10 protein-coding genes are annotated in these 19,346 nt (G+C 46.1%); 6 read left to right on the plus strand and 4 right to left on the minus strand.

Annotated elements, in window-relative coordinates; all coding sequences use genetic code 11:
* Window positions 1–5: 5 nt before the first annotated feature.
* Both ACT6R0_RS10480 and ACT6R0_RS10485 read right to left on the minus strand, forming a co-directional pair.
* The gene (locus tag ACT6R0_RS10480) at window positions 6–1,727 is read right to left on the minus strand and encodes a LysM peptidoglycan-binding domain-containing protein (RefSeq protein ID WP_444653520.1); all 1,722 of its coding nucleotides are present in this window, start codon (window positions 1,725–1,727) and stop codon (window positions 6–8) included.
* 93 nt (window positions 1,728–1,820) lie between these two features.
* A complete protein-coding gene (locus ACT6R0_RS10485) occupies window positions 1,821–3,011 on the minus strand; it encodes a phosphoglycerate kinase (RefSeq protein WP_444653519.1) in 1,191 nt (396 codons plus the stop codon).
* Between the two features lie 209 nt (window positions 3,012–3,220).
* Between ACT6R0_RS10485 and ACT6R0_RS10490 the strand changes: the two genes are divergently transcribed.
* The 6 genes from ACT6R0_RS10490 (at window position 3,221) to ACT6R0_RS10515 (ending at window position 16,078) form a co-directional block, all read left to right on the plus strand.
* Window positions 3,221–3,769 carry a hypothetical protein gene (locus ACT6R0_RS10490; protein ID WP_444653518.1) on the plus strand — a complete coding sequence of 183 codons (549 nt, stop codon included), beginning with the start codon at window positions 3,221–3,223 and terminating at the stop codon, window positions 3,767–3,769.
* A 42-nt stretch (window positions 3,770–3,811) separates the two neighbouring features.
* The gene (locus tag ACT6R0_RS10495; RefSeq protein WP_444653516.1) at window positions 3,812–4,375 is read left to right on the plus strand and encodes a hypothetical protein; all 564 of its coding nucleotides are present in this window, start codon (window positions 3,812–3,814) and stop codon (window positions 4,373–4,375) included.
* Window positions 4,376–4,582: 207 nt separating this feature from the next.
* Window positions 4,583–5,731, plus strand: a complete 1,149-nt coding sequence (locus ACT6R0_RS10500) for a DNA polymerase III subunit (RefSeq protein WP_444653515.1) — start codon at window positions 4,583–4,585, stop codon at window positions 5,729–5,731.
* 7 nt (window positions 5,732–5,738) lie between these two features.
* The gene (locus tag ACT6R0_RS10505) at window positions 5,739–6,128 is read left to right on the plus strand and encodes a DoxX family protein (RefSeq protein WP_444653836.1); all 390 of its coding nucleotides are present in this window, start codon (window positions 5,739–5,741) and stop codon (window positions 6,126–6,128) included.
* Between the two features lie 420 nt (window positions 6,129–6,548).
* Window positions 6,549–13,523 carry a T9SS sorting signal type C domain-containing protein gene (locus ACT6R0_RS10510; protein WP_444653514.1) on the plus strand — a complete coding sequence of 2,325 codons (6,975 nt, stop codon included), beginning with the start codon at window positions 6,549–6,551 and terminating at the stop codon, window positions 13,521–13,523.
* Between the two features lie 251 nt (window positions 13,524–13,774).
* Window positions 13,775–16,078, plus strand: a complete 2,304-nt coding sequence (locus ACT6R0_RS10515) for a T9SS sorting signal type C domain-containing protein (protein ID WP_444653513.1) — start codon at window positions 13,775–13,777, stop codon at window positions 16,076–16,078.
* 61 nt (window positions 16,079–16,139) lie between these two features.
* Here the strand turns inward: ACT6R0_RS10515 and ACT6R0_RS10520 are convergent, their stop codons facing one another.
* Together ACT6R0_RS10520 and ACT6R0_RS10525 are read right to left on the minus strand one after the other, a co-directional pair.
* A complete protein-coding gene (locus ACT6R0_RS10520) occupies window positions 16,140–18,425 on the minus strand; it encodes a helix-turn-helix domain-containing protein (protein ID WP_444653511.1) in 2,286 nt (761 codons plus the stop codon).
* Window positions 18,426–18,578: 153 nt separating this feature from the next.
* Entirely contained in the window at window positions 18,579–19,157 is a 579-nt protein-coding gene (locus ACT6R0_RS10525) for an OmpH family outer membrane protein (protein WP_444653510.1), read from the minus strand.
* Between the last annotated feature and the right edge of the window lie 189 nt (window positions 19,158–19,346).

The raw sequence follows: 19,346 nt of genomic DNA on the forward strand, positions 1-19,346 counted from the left end.
TTTGATTAGTTGGCCTCGTTCACCTTAAGCTGCATACCCGGCTGGATACTCTCGCCCTGGATCTTGTTCCAGTTCTTCAGGTTCTCAACCGTTACGCCCGGATGCTTTTTGGCAATGCTGAACAATGAATCGCCTTTTTGTACAATGTACATGCGCTGTTCCTCATAGCTGGTAGTCCTTGACTTTCTTGGCTCTTTGGCAGCAACTTCGGTTTTAGCTTCGGTTTCAGCCACTTCAACTGCAGGTTCATTATTTTCAGCGTCTTTATTAATTTCAGCAACAGCGGTTTTGCTGTTGTTCGCTTCTTTGGTTTCCTTCACAGGCTTGGCGGCAATGGCTTCGTCCTCTTTGACCGGCGTGCTGATCATGATCGTTTTCTGTATCTTCAGCTTCTGCCCGGCCATGATGTTGTTGCCTTTTATCTTGTTCCACTTCCTCAGTTCGGCTACACTTACGCCATGCTTGCTGGCGATCTCGCCCAGGTTATCACCGCGCTTTACCGTATACGACTTTGTAGATGTGGAAGCTGTTCTCTTCTTCTTTACCGATGGCGTTGAATCGTTAGACGCATACGCGGTTTCAGGCTTGTTCACGAAGAATGGCTTTTCACGAAGGCTTTCCTCATGATCGATAAAGGCGTATACAGAATTTTCATTCGATGCGAATATGGCGGCCTTATCCTTTGGAAGCCTGATGAAATGTGCTTTCTCAGCAGTGAACGGAACGATATCCAGTTTATAGATCGGGTTAAGGAACTGCAGCTGGCTTATCGGCATATCCAGCAGTTTGGATATCTGCTTGAATGAGATCTGGCGCTTTACCATTATCGTATCGGTCTCAAAGTAAGTAAGCGGTGCTTTTTTAGCTTTGATCCCGTGTTCTTTTGCATATTCGTAAATGTACATGGTCGCAAGGAACGTTGGCACATAGGCTTGTGTTTCCTGCGGCAGGTTCTTGCGGATGTTCCAGTAGTTGTGGTAGGTACCTGAGCGGCGAATGGCCTTTGTCACGTTGCCCGGGCCTGCATTGTACGATGCCAGCACCAGGTCCCAGTCGCCAAAGATGTTGTACAGGCTCGACAGGTATTTACACGCTGCCTCGGTAGCCTTCAAAGGGTCGCTGCGCTCGTCAACATACGAGTTCACCTCAAGGTTGTACTGCTTACCCGTTGGGTACATGAACTGCCAAAGGCCCGTAGCCCCTACCCTTGATCTTGCCCTTGGGTTAAGCGCCGACTCGATAACGGCAAGGTATTTTATCTCGATCGGCACATTATATTTTGCCAGGTGCTCTTCGAACATCGGGAAATAAAATTCCGATATGGCCATGAGGCGCTCGTACGAACGCGGCCTGTTCTTGAGGTACGATTTAATGATGTTCTCCAGCCCCTTGCTGTACTCGATGTTGAAGGGCGATCTCGCATCCATTGCGGCCAGCCTTTTCTTGAGCAGCTCGGTATCAAGGGCATAGTCTACCTCAACATCTGGGTTGATGTTCTTCAGGTCTTCCTGCATGCCCTGGAAAAGGTCTTCATTGGCAAGCTCCTTCAGCCAAAGGCTGTCGATGCAGGCCATTTCAGAGTGGTGCGTGAATGATGCCTTAATGGAATCTAAATAGGATAATTTCGTTTCAGTCTTAAAAGGGATGCCTGCATCGGCGCTTTCCTGGGCAAAGCCCACAAAGGGAATGAGCGCGAGCATAAATGGCATTACTCTTTTTTTAATCATAATTTACTTTTTTAAGGAGTTAAATTACAGGGCTTTACAAAGCCACAAGTGTATAATAACTCGATAGTGTGTTTTCTATTATAAACTTTAACACTACTTGCCCTGTATAGCGGCAATTCCCGGTAGTGTTTTTCCCTCCAGCATTTCCAGCATGGCGCCACCGCCCGTAGAAACGTAACTCATCTTCGGCTCAAGGCCAAACTGCTTCACTGCCGCTACAGAGTCGCCCCCGCCTACAAGCGAGAAAGCGCCGTTGTCTGTAGCTTCGGCTATAAAATTGCCCAGCGCTATTGTGCCTTTGGCAAAGTTTTCCATCTCAAATACGCCCAAAGGTCCGTTCCAAAGAATTGTTTTGGACCCCAGGATCACTTTTTTGAAATTCTCCAGTGACTTCGGCCCGGCATCAAGCCCCTGCCAGCCGTCCGGTATCTCATTTACATCAACCACTTTCGTGTTGGCATCGTTCTTAAACCCATCGGCAGCAATAACGTCTACCGGAAGGTGTATCTGTACATTTTTTTCTTTAGCGAGCTTTAAGATCTCAAGGGCAAGCTCCTGTTTGTCGTCCTCGCAAATGGAGTCGCCGATCTTGCCGCCCTGCGCCTTCACGAACGTAAAGGTCATTCCACCGCCTATGATCAGGTGGTCTACCTTATCCAGGATGTTCTCGATCACCGTGATCTTCGACGAAACTTTCGACCCACCCAAAACGGCCGTTACCGGCTTTTCGCTGTTTTTAAGCACTTTGTCCAAACTTTCGATCTCCTTGGCAAGCAGTGTGCCAAACACCTTATCTTCAGGGAAATAATTTGCTATTATCGTTGTAGAAGCGTGCGCGCGGTGTGCGGTACCAAAAGCATCGTTCACATACACATCGCCCAGTTCGCTCAGCTTTTCGGCAAAGCCTTCATCTCCGGCCTCCTCTTCTTTATAAAAACGGAGGTTTTCCAAAAGCAGTACTTCGCCAGGTTTCAAGTCGGCAGCCGCCTGGGTTACCTTGTCGCCTATGCTGTCGTCTACGAACTTCACTTCAACACCCAGTATTTCAGATGTTTTCTTTACAATGTGCTTTAGGGAGTATTTATCCTCTTTGCCTTTCGGCCTGCCTAAGTGCGACATCAGGATCACGCTTCCGCCGTCTTTCAGTATCTTATCGATGGTCGGCTTTGCAGCTTCAATGCGGGTATCGTCGGTAACGTTGAAGTCATCGTCCAGCGGCACGTTGAAATCTACCCTTATTAGTGCCTTTTTACCATTGAGATCGATATCCGAAAGTGTTTTCATTACGTTGTGTTTTTAGTTTCCCGAAAATTTGAGGAAAGGCAAATATAGGCGTTTCTGTTAATAAATAGCCAAAAAAATGTTCACAAACATTTCTATATTTGTTGCAAATTTATGGATAACAGCGATTTACACGCATGTTAAAGTTGTGTTATGTAATGAAGGGGGAGTTTTTTGTAACCAATTCGTATATTCGTCAAAAATCTGATCGCATGAGGAAGTTATTTTTACTGTTTATTGTATCTCTATCTACTTACGCACAGGAGCCCACCCAAGAACAGGCGCAGGAGGCTTTCCGCGCATCAGAAAATCCTCCTAAACTTACTATTCCCGAAAATGACGCTATGTTCGCTGACCTGATGAATGTGAAAATGGGCGACATTGTGATAAAGGGGAGCAGGATGTACAAGGTTGCAGGATACGAAGATGATATAATACACCGGTATGGGAGCCTGTTCCTGAATCCGAAAATTTGGTCGGGCGACGAGATAACAAAATATAAAGAAGCCGCGATTGCCGAATATAAAAAGGGTACTCCTTTCCAAACCATCATTGAACAGTACTATACAGGCGACCAAAAGAGGATGGCAAACCTTGAAACAGCGGAGAGGAGTTTGATGGACGATATCATTGCGGCGCTCAAAGCACACAAGGCAGGTGACGTTTTTTTATTGGAAAATAGTGTTGGCACCTACGTGATCGTTAAAAATGGCGAGCCTTACAAAAAGAAAGCGGTTCAGGTACTTTATCTGAGATATTAGCATATTCCTATTTGATCTTAATAACTTATAAACTTCATCTATATGGCAATGCTCAAAAAATACCTGACCCTCCTCTTACTTGCGACACTTTGCTCCAACGCGCAGGAGATCACCCAAAAACAGGCAGAGGAAGCCTTTAAAAATGCGGACTTTGTAGCCGAGCTTACCTATACCGAAGGCGACCCGCTTTATGATGCACTGGCAAAAGCAAAAAAAGGTGAGGTCGTGGTCGTGGACAGCGAGCTGTATAAGATCATTGGTTACGACAGCGTGCTGACCGTACGCTATGGCAGCCTTTACCTGGATGCCGAAGCCTATTCTCCCAAAGAAATAAAAAAGGCTAAGGAAGCGTCGATAAAAGCCTATAACGAAGGTACGCCTTTCGAGATCATCCTGGAGCAGTACCATCCCGGTGAAGCTAAGGAAATGGCCAACTTCGAAATGTCGCCGGAATACATTATCCCCGAGATCGCTGCTGCCCTCAAAGCGCACAAGGCCGGCGACATTTTTTCTGTGACAGTGGGCAGTGACGCCTATGTCATTGTAAAAAAAAGCGAGCCTTATAGCAAAAAGGCAGTACAGGTACTTTATATGATGTATGAGTGATCTGGTGTGAAGCACACGTTACAGACCTTACCCCCACTCTCCAAAGGAGAGAGGAGCACTCAGGCTTGCTTACTCCTACGCTATTTGATGCGGTCAAGGCACAAGTGAAGCTCCTCCCTTTCCTTTGGAAAGGGCCGGGGCGAGGCGAGGCTGCCGAACACGAAACCCCGAACCCTAAACTCCCAAACTATTTTCTATATTTGCCCTATGCTTTTTTCAGAGATCATCGGCCAGGGCCATATCAAAAGCCATTTGACCAAAAGCGCGTCGCAGGGGCGCATACCCCATGCACAGCTGTTCATAGGACCGGAAGGCTCGGGTACATTGCCGATGGCCATTGCCTATGCACAATATATCCTCTGCTCTAATGAGGCAGGCGAGAACTTGGGCGGCAACGCGGCCTGCAACCTGAAATTCGGGAACTTTTCGCACCCCGACCTGCATTTTGTTTTTCCGGTGGCGACCAACAGCGAGGTGAAAAGCCACCCTGTGAGCGCCAATTTCCTGAAGTACTGGAGGGAATTCATTACCGAAATGCCTTATGGCAGCCTTTTCGACTGGTACAAAAAGATAGACATACAAAACAAGCAGGGACAGATAGGTGTGGACGAGGCGACCGAGATCATGAGGGCGCTCTCGCTGAAGGCTTACCAAGGCGGGTATAAGGTGATGATCATCTGGATGGCCGACAAGATGAATACCGCCACCGCCAACAAGCTGCTGAAACTGCTGGAAGAACCACCGCAAAAAACCGTTTTCCTGCTCATTGCCGAAAGTGAGGACGACCTGCTGCAAACCATACTGTCGCGATGCCAGATACTCCAATTTGGCCCGCTGAGCGAAAATGCCATATCTAACAGGTTGGCCAACCAGCTTGCCGTACCGCCTAACGCGGCCGCTAAGATAGCGCACCAGGCGCAGGGAAATTTCAATAAAGCGCTGCATTTGCTCAATGGCGATGATGACGGCTACCCGTTCGAGGAATGGTTCGTGCAATGGGTGCGCGCCGCCTTTCGTGCCAAGGGGAATGCCGCCGCCATTCACGACCTCATCAGCTGGAGCGAGACTATCGCTTCTATTGGGCGTGAGCCGCAAAAACAGTTCCTGCACTTTTGCATCGATATGTTCCGGCAGGCGCTGCTGCTCAATTACAGTGCGGGCGAACTGGTGTTCATGGAGCCGACCGTTGAGAAATTTAAACTGGAGAACTTTGCCCCTTTTGTGAATGGCACCAACATCAACGATATATTTAAGGAACTGAGCGATGCCCTGTACCACATAGAGCGCAACGGCAATGCCAAGATAATACTTACCGACCTTTCGATAAAACTTACACGATCAATCCATAAAAAATAACACCATGATACCACAACCTGCCATCATTATCCTGCTTATCTTTTTAGCCATTACCTTCATACAATCGGGCTACGACAAAGTAACCGACTGGAAAGGAAACCTCGAGTGGCTGAAAGGCCACTTTTCGAAAACACCAATAAGGAATATGGTACCGCAGTCGCTGCTCCTCATACTGGTACTGGAGATACTATCGGGCGCTTTTGCCGTGATCGGGATCATTGAGATATTTGTAAATGATGGCGACCGGTTCCCTATGCTTGCCGGAATATTATCGGGCATTACATTGTTATTCCTTTTACTGGGCCAGCGTATGGCTAAGGATTATGATGGCGCCCGAACCATCGTTATCTACTTTATCCCGACAGTACTTCTGATCCACTGGCTACAAGCCGTATAGGAGGATAATTAATATAGATAGATCTTACCGGCCACAGAGCCGGTTTTTTTATGCTTTATCCCAATACCTGCTTTGCCCCTAACCCAAGATCCTAAAAATTGCAGTTGTTTTTTAAATAATTCTCGATCAAAACCTATTATAAGAGATTATCCAATAACAGAAAGAGTAATCTTACAAAGAACAACTGTTAAAATTATAATAATTTGTTAACAATATGTGAATTGTCGATTATTCGTGTATTTGGTCGATATTCTAGCTTGATAACAATCTGTTAATTTTTCTTAGCCGTACATTTATTGCGATATTCATATTTATATGCCCCTTAAAATAAGTTATTAATTTAAAATACGAATAAAAGTGAATTTATAACAAATTCGCTGTTCTTATATTCAACATTTTTCTCAATTTAAATCCTCCACTATGAAAAAAAATTTACGCATTTTCACATTGCGCTGGATGATAGTTTTGCTTTTGGCAACAGTTGCCCCTGCTTTTTCGCAGACGACGGTTTTTAGCCAGGACTTCACTACTTCGGCAGGAACATCGTACACAACGGCCAACGGCCCTATAGGTACCAACACTACCTGGTCGCTCTTACGAAGCGGAACCGACTTTGGCGCCCAGATCAACTCTGGCATACTGACCCTAAGTAGCGATGCTACAGGGAGCTTCAACGCTGCCGGCTGGGCTCTGGCTTATGCCAATAATGCCGTGGCAGTGCCCTATAATACCACACTGGCTAATAATCCCGGCCAGGTAACGTGGACGTTCAACATGCGCCAAACGAGGTCCAACCCTTCGGGTATGGCTTCCAGTTACTATGCCAATGCATTTATCTTGGCAGGTACAGCTAATACTACGGCTACTACAGGAAGCGGATATGCAGTTACTTACGGGCAGTCCGGAAGCATTGACCCAATACGCATTGTGAGGTATACCGCTGGCTTGAGGACATCTACCAATGTACTTACCACTATCAATACTACGTCCGATATCGGCAACCAATATCTTAGCGTTAAGGTAGTATATACACCATCCACTAACCTTTGGCAACTCTATGCGAGGATCGATGGGACCTCATCATTTCAGGACCCTAACACCGGTTCTCTCACACTTGTGGGATCCGGCACCAACAACGCCTCAACAGTTACCGCACTTCCGTTAACCGGTATGTACTGGAATGCGGGTATCAGGTCCAAGCAGGGAGCGCAATTCGACAATATCAGGGTAGCTGTAACCACACCTGCCATTACCTCGATCTCCCCTACCTCCAGAGTAGCTGGAACCCCTGCCTTTACGCTTACCGTGAATGGGTCTAACTTTATAAGTGGTTCCACAATTCGCTGGAACGGTTCTAACAGGACGACAACATTGGTCAATTCAGGCCAGTTAACCGCAACGATCTCTGCTGCGGACATAGCTACGGCAGGGTCGGCTGTAATAACTGTAGCGACCGGATCCGCTATTTCGAACAGCCTTAGCTTCACCATAGATCCGGCGGCTGTTCCGTCGATATCCACATCTACCAATGCACTGAATGCATTCAACACTGTAGCAGGAACGGCAAGTAGCGCGCAAAGCTTTACCTCGACCGGATCTAACCTCTCTGGCAATATTACGGTTACTGCCCCTGCCAATTTTGAAGTCTCTACAAGCAGTGGTTCCGGTTACGCTGACCAGCTTACTACCATAACAGCTGCTACGACCACGATATACGCACGTGTAAAGGCTTCTGCCCCTGCAGGCTTATATTCTGGGAACATTACGTTGTCTACGCCAGGCGGGGCATCTAAACAGATATCTGTATCGGCCACAGTGCTTTCAACAGAGCCTGCAAGCTCTGCAACTGCAGTCGTAATCAGCAATGTGACTTCTATATCCTTTACTGCAGGATGGACATCGGGCAATGGTTCTAACCGGATCGTACTAATAAAGGCGGGAAGCGCCGTTGACAGCCCTCCTGTGGATGGGACTACCTATATCTCCTCGGCAGCATTTGGCCAGGGGAGCGAAATTGGCACAGGTAACTACGTGGCATACATAGGCTCAGGTAACTCTGTAAATATTAGCGGACTTAATCCTGCCACGACATACCACGTGGCAGTATATGAATTTAATGGTTCGGCAGGTACGCAAAATTACCGTACAACTTCGCCGGCCACAGGCAGCCGCCTTACATTAAATGCTCCTTTGGGATTACAGTTAACTGCTGCAAACACAGGCGTCAATATTACTTTTGACAACTCTGTAGAAGGTGTTAACAGTGGTGTTTACAATGGCGGCTCGATCACAGCATCGCCTTCACAGGGAGAACTGAACTCCAACGCCTGGGCATTTACCGGGTTTACTGATGGTGCGATCGCTTTTGGAGGGGAAAGCCCTGAAGATTCGGCCTACGAGAGCGGGATTTCTGACGGCGGAGAAACCGATGACGGCGTATATGCATTCCTCGTGGGGAGTAATAACTATGCACTTGGTGTGCAGCCTGCTACAGGTGAATTCTCACCGGGATCGATAACACTGCGCTTCCAAAACCAAACCGGAGCTCCAATAACATCGGTAAGCGTTGGCTACAAAGTATATGTTTATAATGATGAGGCAGGGTCGAACAGCCTGAACTTTAGCTGGTCTTCAAATAACACTGCTTATACCGATGTTGCGGGGCTTAGCCACACCACAACGGCAGCAGCTGATGCCGCGCCGGGCTGGAAGGCCTATTTTAAAGTAGCCACCATACCGGTGAGCATTGCCGCGAATGCGTACGGATACATCCGTTGGAGCGGTGCAGCGGTATCGGGTACAGTTTTCGACGAAATAGCTGTTGATGATATCGTGATCGTGGCTAACCCGACCTCTACTTTCGCATCATTTAATGGGACGGCCGAAACGTATACTGTAGCTGGAAACACATCGCTTTCGGGTGCTACTACAGTAAACAGCAGCATTGTGTTCTCTAACAACAGCTACTTGTCGATCGGCGCCAACACACTGACCTTGTCGGGAACAATGACCGCTACGGCATCGGGTAACCTTAGGGGAAGCGCTTCGAGTAACATCATTTTGAACGGTACTTTAAGCCCAACCCTTAGCTTTGACCAAACGACACCGGGAACGACCAACCTGCTGAATAACCTGACAATAGCTACGACCAGCAATAATACTGTGACCGCAGCCACGCCACTGGCAATAGCGGGCACATTGACCGTGAACGAACTGCAAACACTCAACCTCGGCACTAACGCCCTCAGCGGCGCGCTGTCAACAGTATCTAACAGCGGTACGATAACTACACAAAATACCTCATCGGCACCGCTCCCGTTAGGAAAAACATGGGCAGGTATGGGTGTGGTCATCCTTAACGGAGCCGCACAGCAAACCCTTCCGGGCGGTACATACAACAACGTGACCATCAGCAATGCTACTGGTGCCGTTACTATCGCCAATGTGACCGTAAATGGCATCCTTAGCCTTCCTAACGCTAACCCAACTACTACATCGGGAAGCTTAGCCACAGGGAGCAATACCCTGTTCATGGGTCCAGATGCTGTAAATACCGGCGTAGGCGAAGTAAGCGGTATCATTACCCGCAATACAGGTATCGTTTCGAATAAGCAATATACGTTCGGTCACCCATATACCTCCATATTTTTCCCTCCGGTGGGTACGCTACCAACATCTATTAGCCTTAAATTAGAGCTCGGCGTGACACCGACCAACAAGACTGATGCGGTATCAAGGAGGTATGAATTCATACAAACCGGAGGTACGGGAACAAAGGGCATCATTACTTCGCACTACCTGGATTCGGAACTGAACGGAAATACTGAAAGCAGGCTGGTAGACTGGGTCGTGCCTATCGGCGCAGGAACACCAATTGCGCAAAGCCGAACCAATTATAGCACATTCTTTAATTTCGTAGAACTTGCTAACGTGAACGTTGCCTTCTTTGGATCGGCATTTGGCTCTTACCACCTTGGATTTGCCAATTCAGTTGCCAATACATTGGTTTGGAACGGATCAGCCAGCACATCGTGGACCACTGCAGCCAACTGGACACCAAATGGCAGCCCGGATTTTAACACGAATGTAATTATACCGGATGCCGGAACAACTCCTAACGATCCGGAATTCAATGCCTCCTCAGAGGTAGCAACCATGTCAATTGAGGCGAATGGAATATTAAACGCTCCCGCAGGTACTTCTACACTGACCGTTAAAGGAACCACGGGTGCATGGATCAATAAAGGAACTTTTAACCCGGCAGCAGGAACTGTGATCTTTGACAATAGCAGTAATACTTTGGACGCTACTATTGCCGGTATAACGACTTTTAACAATCTTACCGTAAATACGGGCACAACATTGAGGTCGCTAACCAATGCCGATATTCGCCTTGCGGGTACTTTTACCAAGTCGGGCAGCTTTATAACCGGCGCGGTAGAGAGTACCTTCCGCTATACCGGTACCAACCAAACGGTTGTCACACCAAATGGTACGCAATCGGCCTATCATAACCTGATCATTACCGGAACGGGTGCGGTCTTCCCAACAACGCTGAATATCAATGGAAATTTGACGACAAATGCAGCTGTAGACTTTACCGGTAAGACTATTGCAATGACAGGTTCTGATGGCGATGTGCAGCAGATCGGCGGAACCACAAGCCCGGCATTCAATAATCTTACGATCAACAATACTCTGGGCAGTGTACAATTGACCGCCGGTGCTTCGGTTTCAAATACGCTGACATTAACTTCGGCTGTGTTCAACATTGGTAATTTTAACCTGACTTTAGGCGATAATGCGATAGCGGGAAGCTTCTCAGCCTCAACCATGATCGCTGCGGAAGGTACTGGCGTTGTGCGCAGGCCCTATACGGCTACAGGGTCTTACCTGTTCCCAATAGGAGAACTTACCAGCAATCCATCCTATTCGCCGATAACCGTGAATGTAACATCGGCGTCATCGTTTACGAACGCCTATATAAGCGTGAACCTGAGGGATGCGGTACATCCGAATAATTACAGCACAGGCAGTTACATGACCCGTTACTGGAATGTTACGCAAACAGGTATTACCGGCGCCATTGCAACTGTTACAGCAAATTACATAACAGGTGATGCTGTGGGTGGCGAAAACACCCTGGCGGCTGCACAGCTCAATGGCACTTTTAACATCAATACTAACTCATGGGTTAAGTTCGGGACGCTTTCCGGTAATACCCTAACGGCTGCTAATGCAGTACTTAACGATGGACAGGTATCGGTATTTACCGGAATAAAAGCCTCTAATATTACAGCGCTTATCTCCGGCGAAGGCTCATTCTGCCAGGGTGATGCAGTCATCCTAACTTCTGAAGTTTCAGGTGGCGATACGCCATATAGTTACTCATGGTCAGGAGGGTTAGGTACCGGTACATCGGCCACTCCTCCCACAAGTACTGCCAGCACTATTACCTATACCCTTACTGTGAGGGATGCCAATGGTATCGTATCGTCTGATACTGCAGATGTTACCGTAACTACACCTCCGGTGGCGGGAACGCTAACCGGCAACCAGGAAATATGTGCCAACACTACCCCTGCAGACATTACGCTGACCGGTTACAATGGTACGATCGTACGTTGGGAACGTTCTACAAATACCGGCTTTACAAACCCTGCTTTCATTGCAAGCAACTCTCCAACACTCACTGGTGCGCTGATAGGAAGCGGCCTTACTTCTACAAGGTATATAAGGGCAGTTATACAAAATGGCTCTTGCCCGATAGTATATTCCAACTATATCGAAATAAAGATCAGTTCAACTACATGGAATGGTACCTGGAGCAACGGCACACCTACTGCGACCACAGCCGTTATTTTCAATGCCGATTATACCGCAACATCTGATCTTGCTGCATGTACAGTTGTTGTAAACACTGATGCAGACGTTGTAATACCGGCAGGATTTAATATGACTGTCGATGGCGCAGTAACCGTGAACGGGGGAACATTCACTGTAGAGAATAATGCTAACCTTATACAGGTACGCGATGTAAATAATAGTGGCAGCATAAGCGTTGTTAAAACCAGTTCGCCATTATACAGGCTCGACTATACACTGTGGTCATCGCCGGTCGAAGGCCAGCTGCTTCAGGAATTCTCACCTGAAACTTTGAGCAACCGTTTTTACACCTACAATCCTGTAAACGATACTTATAGCTCAGTAACTAATCCTTCAAGCACTAATTTTGGGGAAGGAATAGGTTACCTGATCCGTGTTGCGAACGATCACCTTGACTTTGTTAACGTTACTATTCCTGGTGTTTCCTGGACAGGGACATTTACCGGAGTGCCTCACAATGGAGATGTTAATGTATCTGCAATACCTGGCTTCAATGCAGTCGGTAATCCGTATCCGTCATCGATCAATATAGCAGATTTTTATGCCGAGAACGCAAGTAATCTTGCACAAGATGCGCCATTATTCTTCTGGAGAAAGAAAAACGACAGTGAGGCATCAAGTTACGCTTCATTGACCCTTGCCGGGTACATAGAAAATGATGCTTTAGGGGGCGATAGCAGTGATGGAGTGTTCACTGACCCTGATGAGAGCGATGAATGGGTGATAAATACCGGACAAGGCTTTATTGTCGAGGCTGTAACCAACACGATATCTTTCAATAATGAAATGCGCCGTGGAATAAATAATGGACAATTCTTTAGGAATGCCCAGGATCTGCAGAAGTCGAGGCTATGGCTTAACCTTACAGGGACTGATAGTGAGTTTAGCCAAATGTCTGTAGCGTATACAGATAATACTACCCTTGATATTGATTATGGCTGGGATGGCAGGGCCCTTACCGATGGTAAAATATCGCTATATTCACTTGCCGGGCAATCTAAACTAGGCATACAGGCTCGCGGAACATTTAACGCAGCTGACATTGTTCCGCTGGAAATGAAAATTTCTACCGCAGGAAACTATATCATCGCTATCGACCATGTTGATGGTGTGTTTACCGAAGGGCAGGATATTTTCATAAAGGACAACCTGTTAGGAGGCACAACACATAACTTGAGCCAGGGACCTTATTCATTTGCCACCGAAGCAGGAATTATTACCGGGCGGTTTGAGGTAGTATACGCAGAAGCTCTGGGAACAGGAAACCCTGTAGCGCAGGCAAATGCCATCAGGATCTATAAAATGGAAAATATTATACACATCGATTCCGGTAAGGTAAATATGAAGTCGGTTTCAGTATATGATACCCGCGGAAGGGTGTTATACATCACCAATGATATTAATGATGTTTCTGCGGTTATCTCTACACTGCAGTCTCAGGAACAAATGCTTATAATTAAAATAACTGATGTGAACGGTGTTATAACAAATAAGAAGATAATTTTTTAGCGCTGTCCCCTCACTATGAATCAGCCCCACTGCACATTGCATCGGGGCTTTTTTATTATACTTACCGGTAATTTTGATGATATACAACGATTAAATCTGCTGTTTATCCGTAACTTTCTCATTAACAATCTACTTTAAAAGAAAAAATTTGGTTGATACCGAGGCTTTGACTTATTTTTGCCGCGAAATCCAACTACAACCATATGAAACACATTTATTTTAAATGTTTTAAAACGGCATCAGTCCTATTTTTGGCATTATTAGCTAGTCAAACCTATGCCCAAAACCCCACGAGTCATGATGAAGCTTCAAATTATGATGAAGGCGAATTCACCTATGGTTCCGGCCGGGGGATGGGCTTTGTTCCTTGGCAGTTGCAGGGAGGCAGCGAAACTTCGGGCTTTTCACTCGGGAGTAGTACTGCAGTAGGCCTTGGTGATGTAAATACAGATGGGCAGGCTTTTTATATTTATGGTTATAATCAGCAAGGTGTTGGTGCTACAAGGTATTTTCGCGGCACAGGGTCAATAGCAGACCCTGGTGATGCAAGGTCGTACCTGCTTCCGGGACAAGTTTTCTCGATAAAGATAGCAACCGGGAATGGCAGCGGATATAAAGGTATTGATATAACAACAGATGATGGCTCAGTAAGGCTTGCTACTTTTGGAATTGCATTGGGCAATTACAGATTTGGCAGCGAAGATGATGGTTCTTTTGTAATTGTAAATGATGAACTAAGCCCCAGTGTCAATTCTATTTTTACCTTAGAAGCGTTCCAACTAACAGCCACCACCTGCGAAATAAGGCTTACTAGTAACACAGGCGGCACTGTAACTACTGGTGAAAAGTCGGGTACTATAGGAGGGTACAAACTATACGTGGGTACTACCAATGGCGACAACCCCCATAACAGGATTTACTTTAATCACCTCCTTGTAGAAAGAAGATGCCCCGAAATTACTACATGGAATGGCACGGAATGGAGCGATGGCACACCCGACATTACCAAAACGGCAGTTATAGCATCGGGTTCACTAACCGTAGATGAAGACTTGGAAATGTGTACACTATTTGTCAGCGGGACTGCGCAAGTTATTGTTGAATCTGATGTTAACCTTACTGTAGCTAATTTTGTAAATGTTGACCCAACAGCTTCGATGGTAGTGGAAAATAATGCTAACCTTATCCAAATCGATAATATCCAAAATTCCGGAAAAATTAAAGTGCTAAGGAATAGTTCTGCGATAAAAAGGCTCGACTACACTTTGTGGTCTTCGCCGGTTACAGGCCAAAACCTTTTTGGATTTTCGCCCGAAACGCTTCCTAACCGTTTTTATACATATAATTCTGCTACAAACATTTACAACACCATACAGGGCCTAGGGGAGGAATCGGAAACAATATTTGACAAAGGCCGTGGCTATTTGATCCGAGTGGCAAATAACCATCCTGATACCCCGACAATATGGGAAGGCGAATTTGAAGGCCTGCCTAACAGTGGTACTGTTTCTATTCCCATGAATACCAGCAATGACCCGTCTCAAAGATATACGCTTATTGGTAATCCGTATCCTTCTGCGATCAGCGTTGAAAAGTTCGTAAGCAGGAACTCCCTCAATATAACCGGTCAGCTGTGGTTTTGGAGAAAGACCAATAATCCTGCAACTTCAAGTTATTGTACTGTAATGGCAGATGGTGACTATGTTGGAAATGGTGCACTTGAAGATAGCGAAGCATTCGATCCACAAGGGGTCATAAGGACCGGACAGGGCTTCTTTGTTCAGGCGGCATCATCTTCTCCTGCCAATATAATATTCAATAACAGCCTTCGCGAAGCCGATAACAGCAACAGGTTTTTCCGTAACGCCATGAACAGCGAGACCGAAAATAACCGTTTTTGGCTCAACATTTCCAAAGGCGGCGACTATTTTGGGCAAACGTTGGTCAATTACAGGACAGGTGCTACGATGGGAATGGATTACGGAATGGACGGTAAGGCCCGAGTAAATGAAGGCAGCTTAAAGCTGTACACTGTTGAAGCGGAAAATATGCTTGCCATACAGGCACGAAGCCTTCCTTTTTCTACAGAAGACATTGTTCCTGTTGGGTTCAGGGTCGAGGAAGCGGGAATGCTTACCATTGTACTTGATAAAACAGACGGGCTTTTTACAACCCAGGATATTTACCTGGAAGATAATTATCTGGGCATTACGCATGACATTAGGGGCGGAGGTTATGAGTTTGCCACTGAAGCAGGAACATTTAACGACAGATTCCGGGTCGTGTATGCAGAAGCGTTGGATACGGATATCCCTTCAGTTTCAGGCAATGGCATCATTGTCTACAAACAAGGCAATGTACTGAACATTAATTCAGGGAAAATCAATCTGACATCGGTTGAAATATTCGACGTCCACGGAAAGACTATCTTTGAAAAAGCTGCTATTAATGACACAGAGACTTCGATCAGTTCATTACTGCCGCAACAGCAATTCCTAATTGTGACCGCATTAACAGAGAGTGGCGTGAAAATTTCGAAAAAAGTGATCTTCTAAACTCAAAAATATATTTAGTATAGCCCCGCCCGATATTTTAGGCGGGGCTTTTCTATTACGCTCAATCAAGCGCAGCCCGGTAAAACCTCAATTCGCTCCACGTGAACGTATTACCATGCTTTTCCTTAAGAGGACTAAGAGATTCGCCTTCAAACCCCTCAAATGCGGCCTTTAGGGTTTCTATGCGGTCGCTTGGCAGCAGGTCGGTAAGTTCGACCTTGCCCGACTCAATAAGTTTCGCTAGATGGCCTTCTATCGTCTGGATGGTCAGTTTGCGGATTCGTGCAATATCTTCTACCGACATTTTTTGCTGCCAAAACTCAAAAGTCTCATCAATAGTGGTTTTCTTCGCTTCAGACGGTTTTTTCTTTTTGGACACATAGCGTTGCGCAACATACAGTTCTTCCTCATCATCGCCATCCATGAGGGACGCATGGCTGTTGCGCATTATTGCCCGTATGGCGTCTAGCTTTTTAGCCTTGTATGATCCTATTTCGGGGGTAATGAGGCTTTCCCTGCTAATACTTGTGCCCTCCTTTACCAGGTCGATCAGCAGCCTGGCCTTCATAAGCCGTACTGCCGCAGCGGTTTGCAGGTCCTCGAGTTCGGCCAGCTCCTCGTAGAACTGTTTCGCTTTGCGATGGCGCTTTATTTCCTCCATCGTCTCCAAGATCCCCTGGACCATACGGTCGAGTGTTGGGAAAAAGTAGTCGGTCGCCGCTGTAACCCTCTCACCGATAAAGACCAGATCTATAGGCTGCTGTGCAAAAAGCTTGTTGAGCTGGTTAATGAACCTGCCCGATGCATCCAACAATCCGTGGATGCTGTTCTCGTGGCGGGCGGCCCATTCGCGGTACTGCGATTTGAGCGCCTTTGGCCCCTCCTGCAGGTAGCTCATTTTGTGTCGTTGCCATTCTGTGGCCAGTTCGTTCCATAAAAAACTGTTTACCAAAAAGTTATGGATAAAATTTTGTGTTTCAAGCTTCAGTGATTGCTCGAGGTGCGATGTTTCGGCTTTGGCCGAAGCATAATCCATTACATCTGCATCGCTCGAAATGCCATTCATTTGCATCGGAGAAAGCAAAATAAGCCCCTCTAGCGAACGCAAACGCGACAAAGCCACATAGGCCTGCCCCGGCATGAAAACCCGCGATACATCGAGTACAGCTTTGTCAAACGTCAACCCCTGGCTTTTATGTACTGTTATGGCCCATGCCAGACGCAGAGGATACTGTGTGAATGTACCCAGTACCTCTTCATTAATGTCTTTGGTGACAGCATCTACAAAATAGCGTACGTTCTTCCATTCATATTTTTCGGCCTCGATGGTAACATTCTCCTCAGGGAAATGTACGAGCACTTCGTCCTCCGATAGTGACTTTATAACCCCTATTTTCCCGTTGAAGTAGCGCTTTTCGGGAGAAAGGTCATTCTTGATGAACATGACCTGCGCACCTACTTTCAGCTTTAGCTCCTCTTCTACCGGATATATCTTATCTGGAAAATCATCTACTATGTCCGGCCGGTATATATACTGCTTACCTTCAAGTTCTTCGAGCGATGCCGCGTTCATGGCATCAGCTTTGGCATTGTGTGTGGTTAGTGTAATATAGCCCTTATCCTTCTTTATGTCGAATGCAGGGTTCACAAAACCATTGAGGATGGCAAGGTCGGAACTTGTTATCACATTGTTCCTCAAATTGTTAAGCACTCCAATAAAAGCCTCGTCAGTCTGGCGGTAAATTTTGTCCAACTCTATGTACAATGGCGGGTTTTGCAGTACCACATGCGAGTGGAAAAAGAATTTACCTTTATAATATTTTTTCAGGACCTCCCATTCCTCGTTGCGCACCACTGGCGGCAACTGAAGCAGGTCGCCAATGAAAAGTACCTGTACACCACCAAAAGGCAGGTCTTTCCTGCGAGTCGTCCGCAGCATATAGTCTATCGCATCCAAGAGGTCGGCTCGCAGCATGCTCACTTCGTCGATCACGAGCAGCTCCAGGTTCTCCAGCACGGCCTTCTTGTCACCTCGCATACGGAAATGGCGCCTCAGGCTGTCCTTTGTTTCAAATTTTACAGAATCGCTAAACTGGAATGGGATGTTGTTTTCAGGTAGGAAGCCGGCAAAGGGCAACTGGAACATGGAGTGGATCGTGACACCTCCCGCATTGAGCGCGGCAATGCCTGTCGGAGCGACAACAACCGTATTCTTGTGTGTGGTACGAATGATCTCGCGCAGTAATGTTGTTTTCCCTGTACCGGCCTTTCCGGTAAGGAATACAGATCTGTTGGTTTGATTGATGAATTTGAGTGCATACGATGCGGCGGTAGATAGTGTTTCCATTGGCGTGTAAATAATGCCGAAAGTACAAATTTTTACTTATATAAAAGAAAAAAATCTTATATTGTACTTTTGATCTAATGAATGTTTCCCGTGGAACATAATAAAAAATGCTCCCTTAAAAGGAGCATTTTTTATTATGTATATGACAGAAAATTACTTCTTAACTTCTTCTTTCTTAGGTGTATCTTCAGATTTAGTTCCTCCTTTGTATGTGGAATTCAATTCTTTAAGTACGTCATTAGTAATGTCATAACTGTCTTTAGCATATAGTATAGTATTAGTTGCATCACCGGTACCGTAAACGTAGTCATAACCCTTTTTCTTTCCGTAGTCCCTGATCAGCTTTTTCATCTTGCTAACAGCAGAGTCATTTTTAACTCCAAATTCATCCTGAAGCTGCTTCATCATTCCCTGTTGAAGCATATTGAGCTCCTGCTCCCTTTTCTGGAGTTCCTGCCCTTTAAGTTGTGCCCACTGGGGCCCCTTTACCTTAGCTTCTTCCTGAAAACTGGCAGCATCAAGTTTCCATTGATTTACTTTGCCATCAAGTTCCCTGCCCATTTCTTCCATCTTTACTTTGCTTTGTGACTCAAGGTCTTTAAATTCCTCATAGTCTTTTGAAAGTTTAGATGTATCAACGTAGGCAGTCTTAAATCCGGAAGCCTCTCCTCCTTCTTTATTGCATGAGAACATTGCCAAAGCACAACCGAATATCAATAATGATTTTTTCATTTCCTGGATTTAGATTAAAAATTTCGCGTAAAAGTAGTGATTAGTTTTTATGTGCCAAAATTCATTTAAGTAGATATGATATTGACTTTATTACCAAAATATTTTTGCTTGATCAACAGGAAAGTGCCTGATCGCCTCCGGATAAAGAAAATACGAAGGAAAGACCGTCTATAAATAATTACTATGAAC

Source organism: Flavobacterium sp. (genome assembly GCF_052437795.1).
GTDB lineage: Bacteria > Bacteroidota > Bacteroidia > Flavobacteriales > Flavobacteriaceae > Flavobacterium.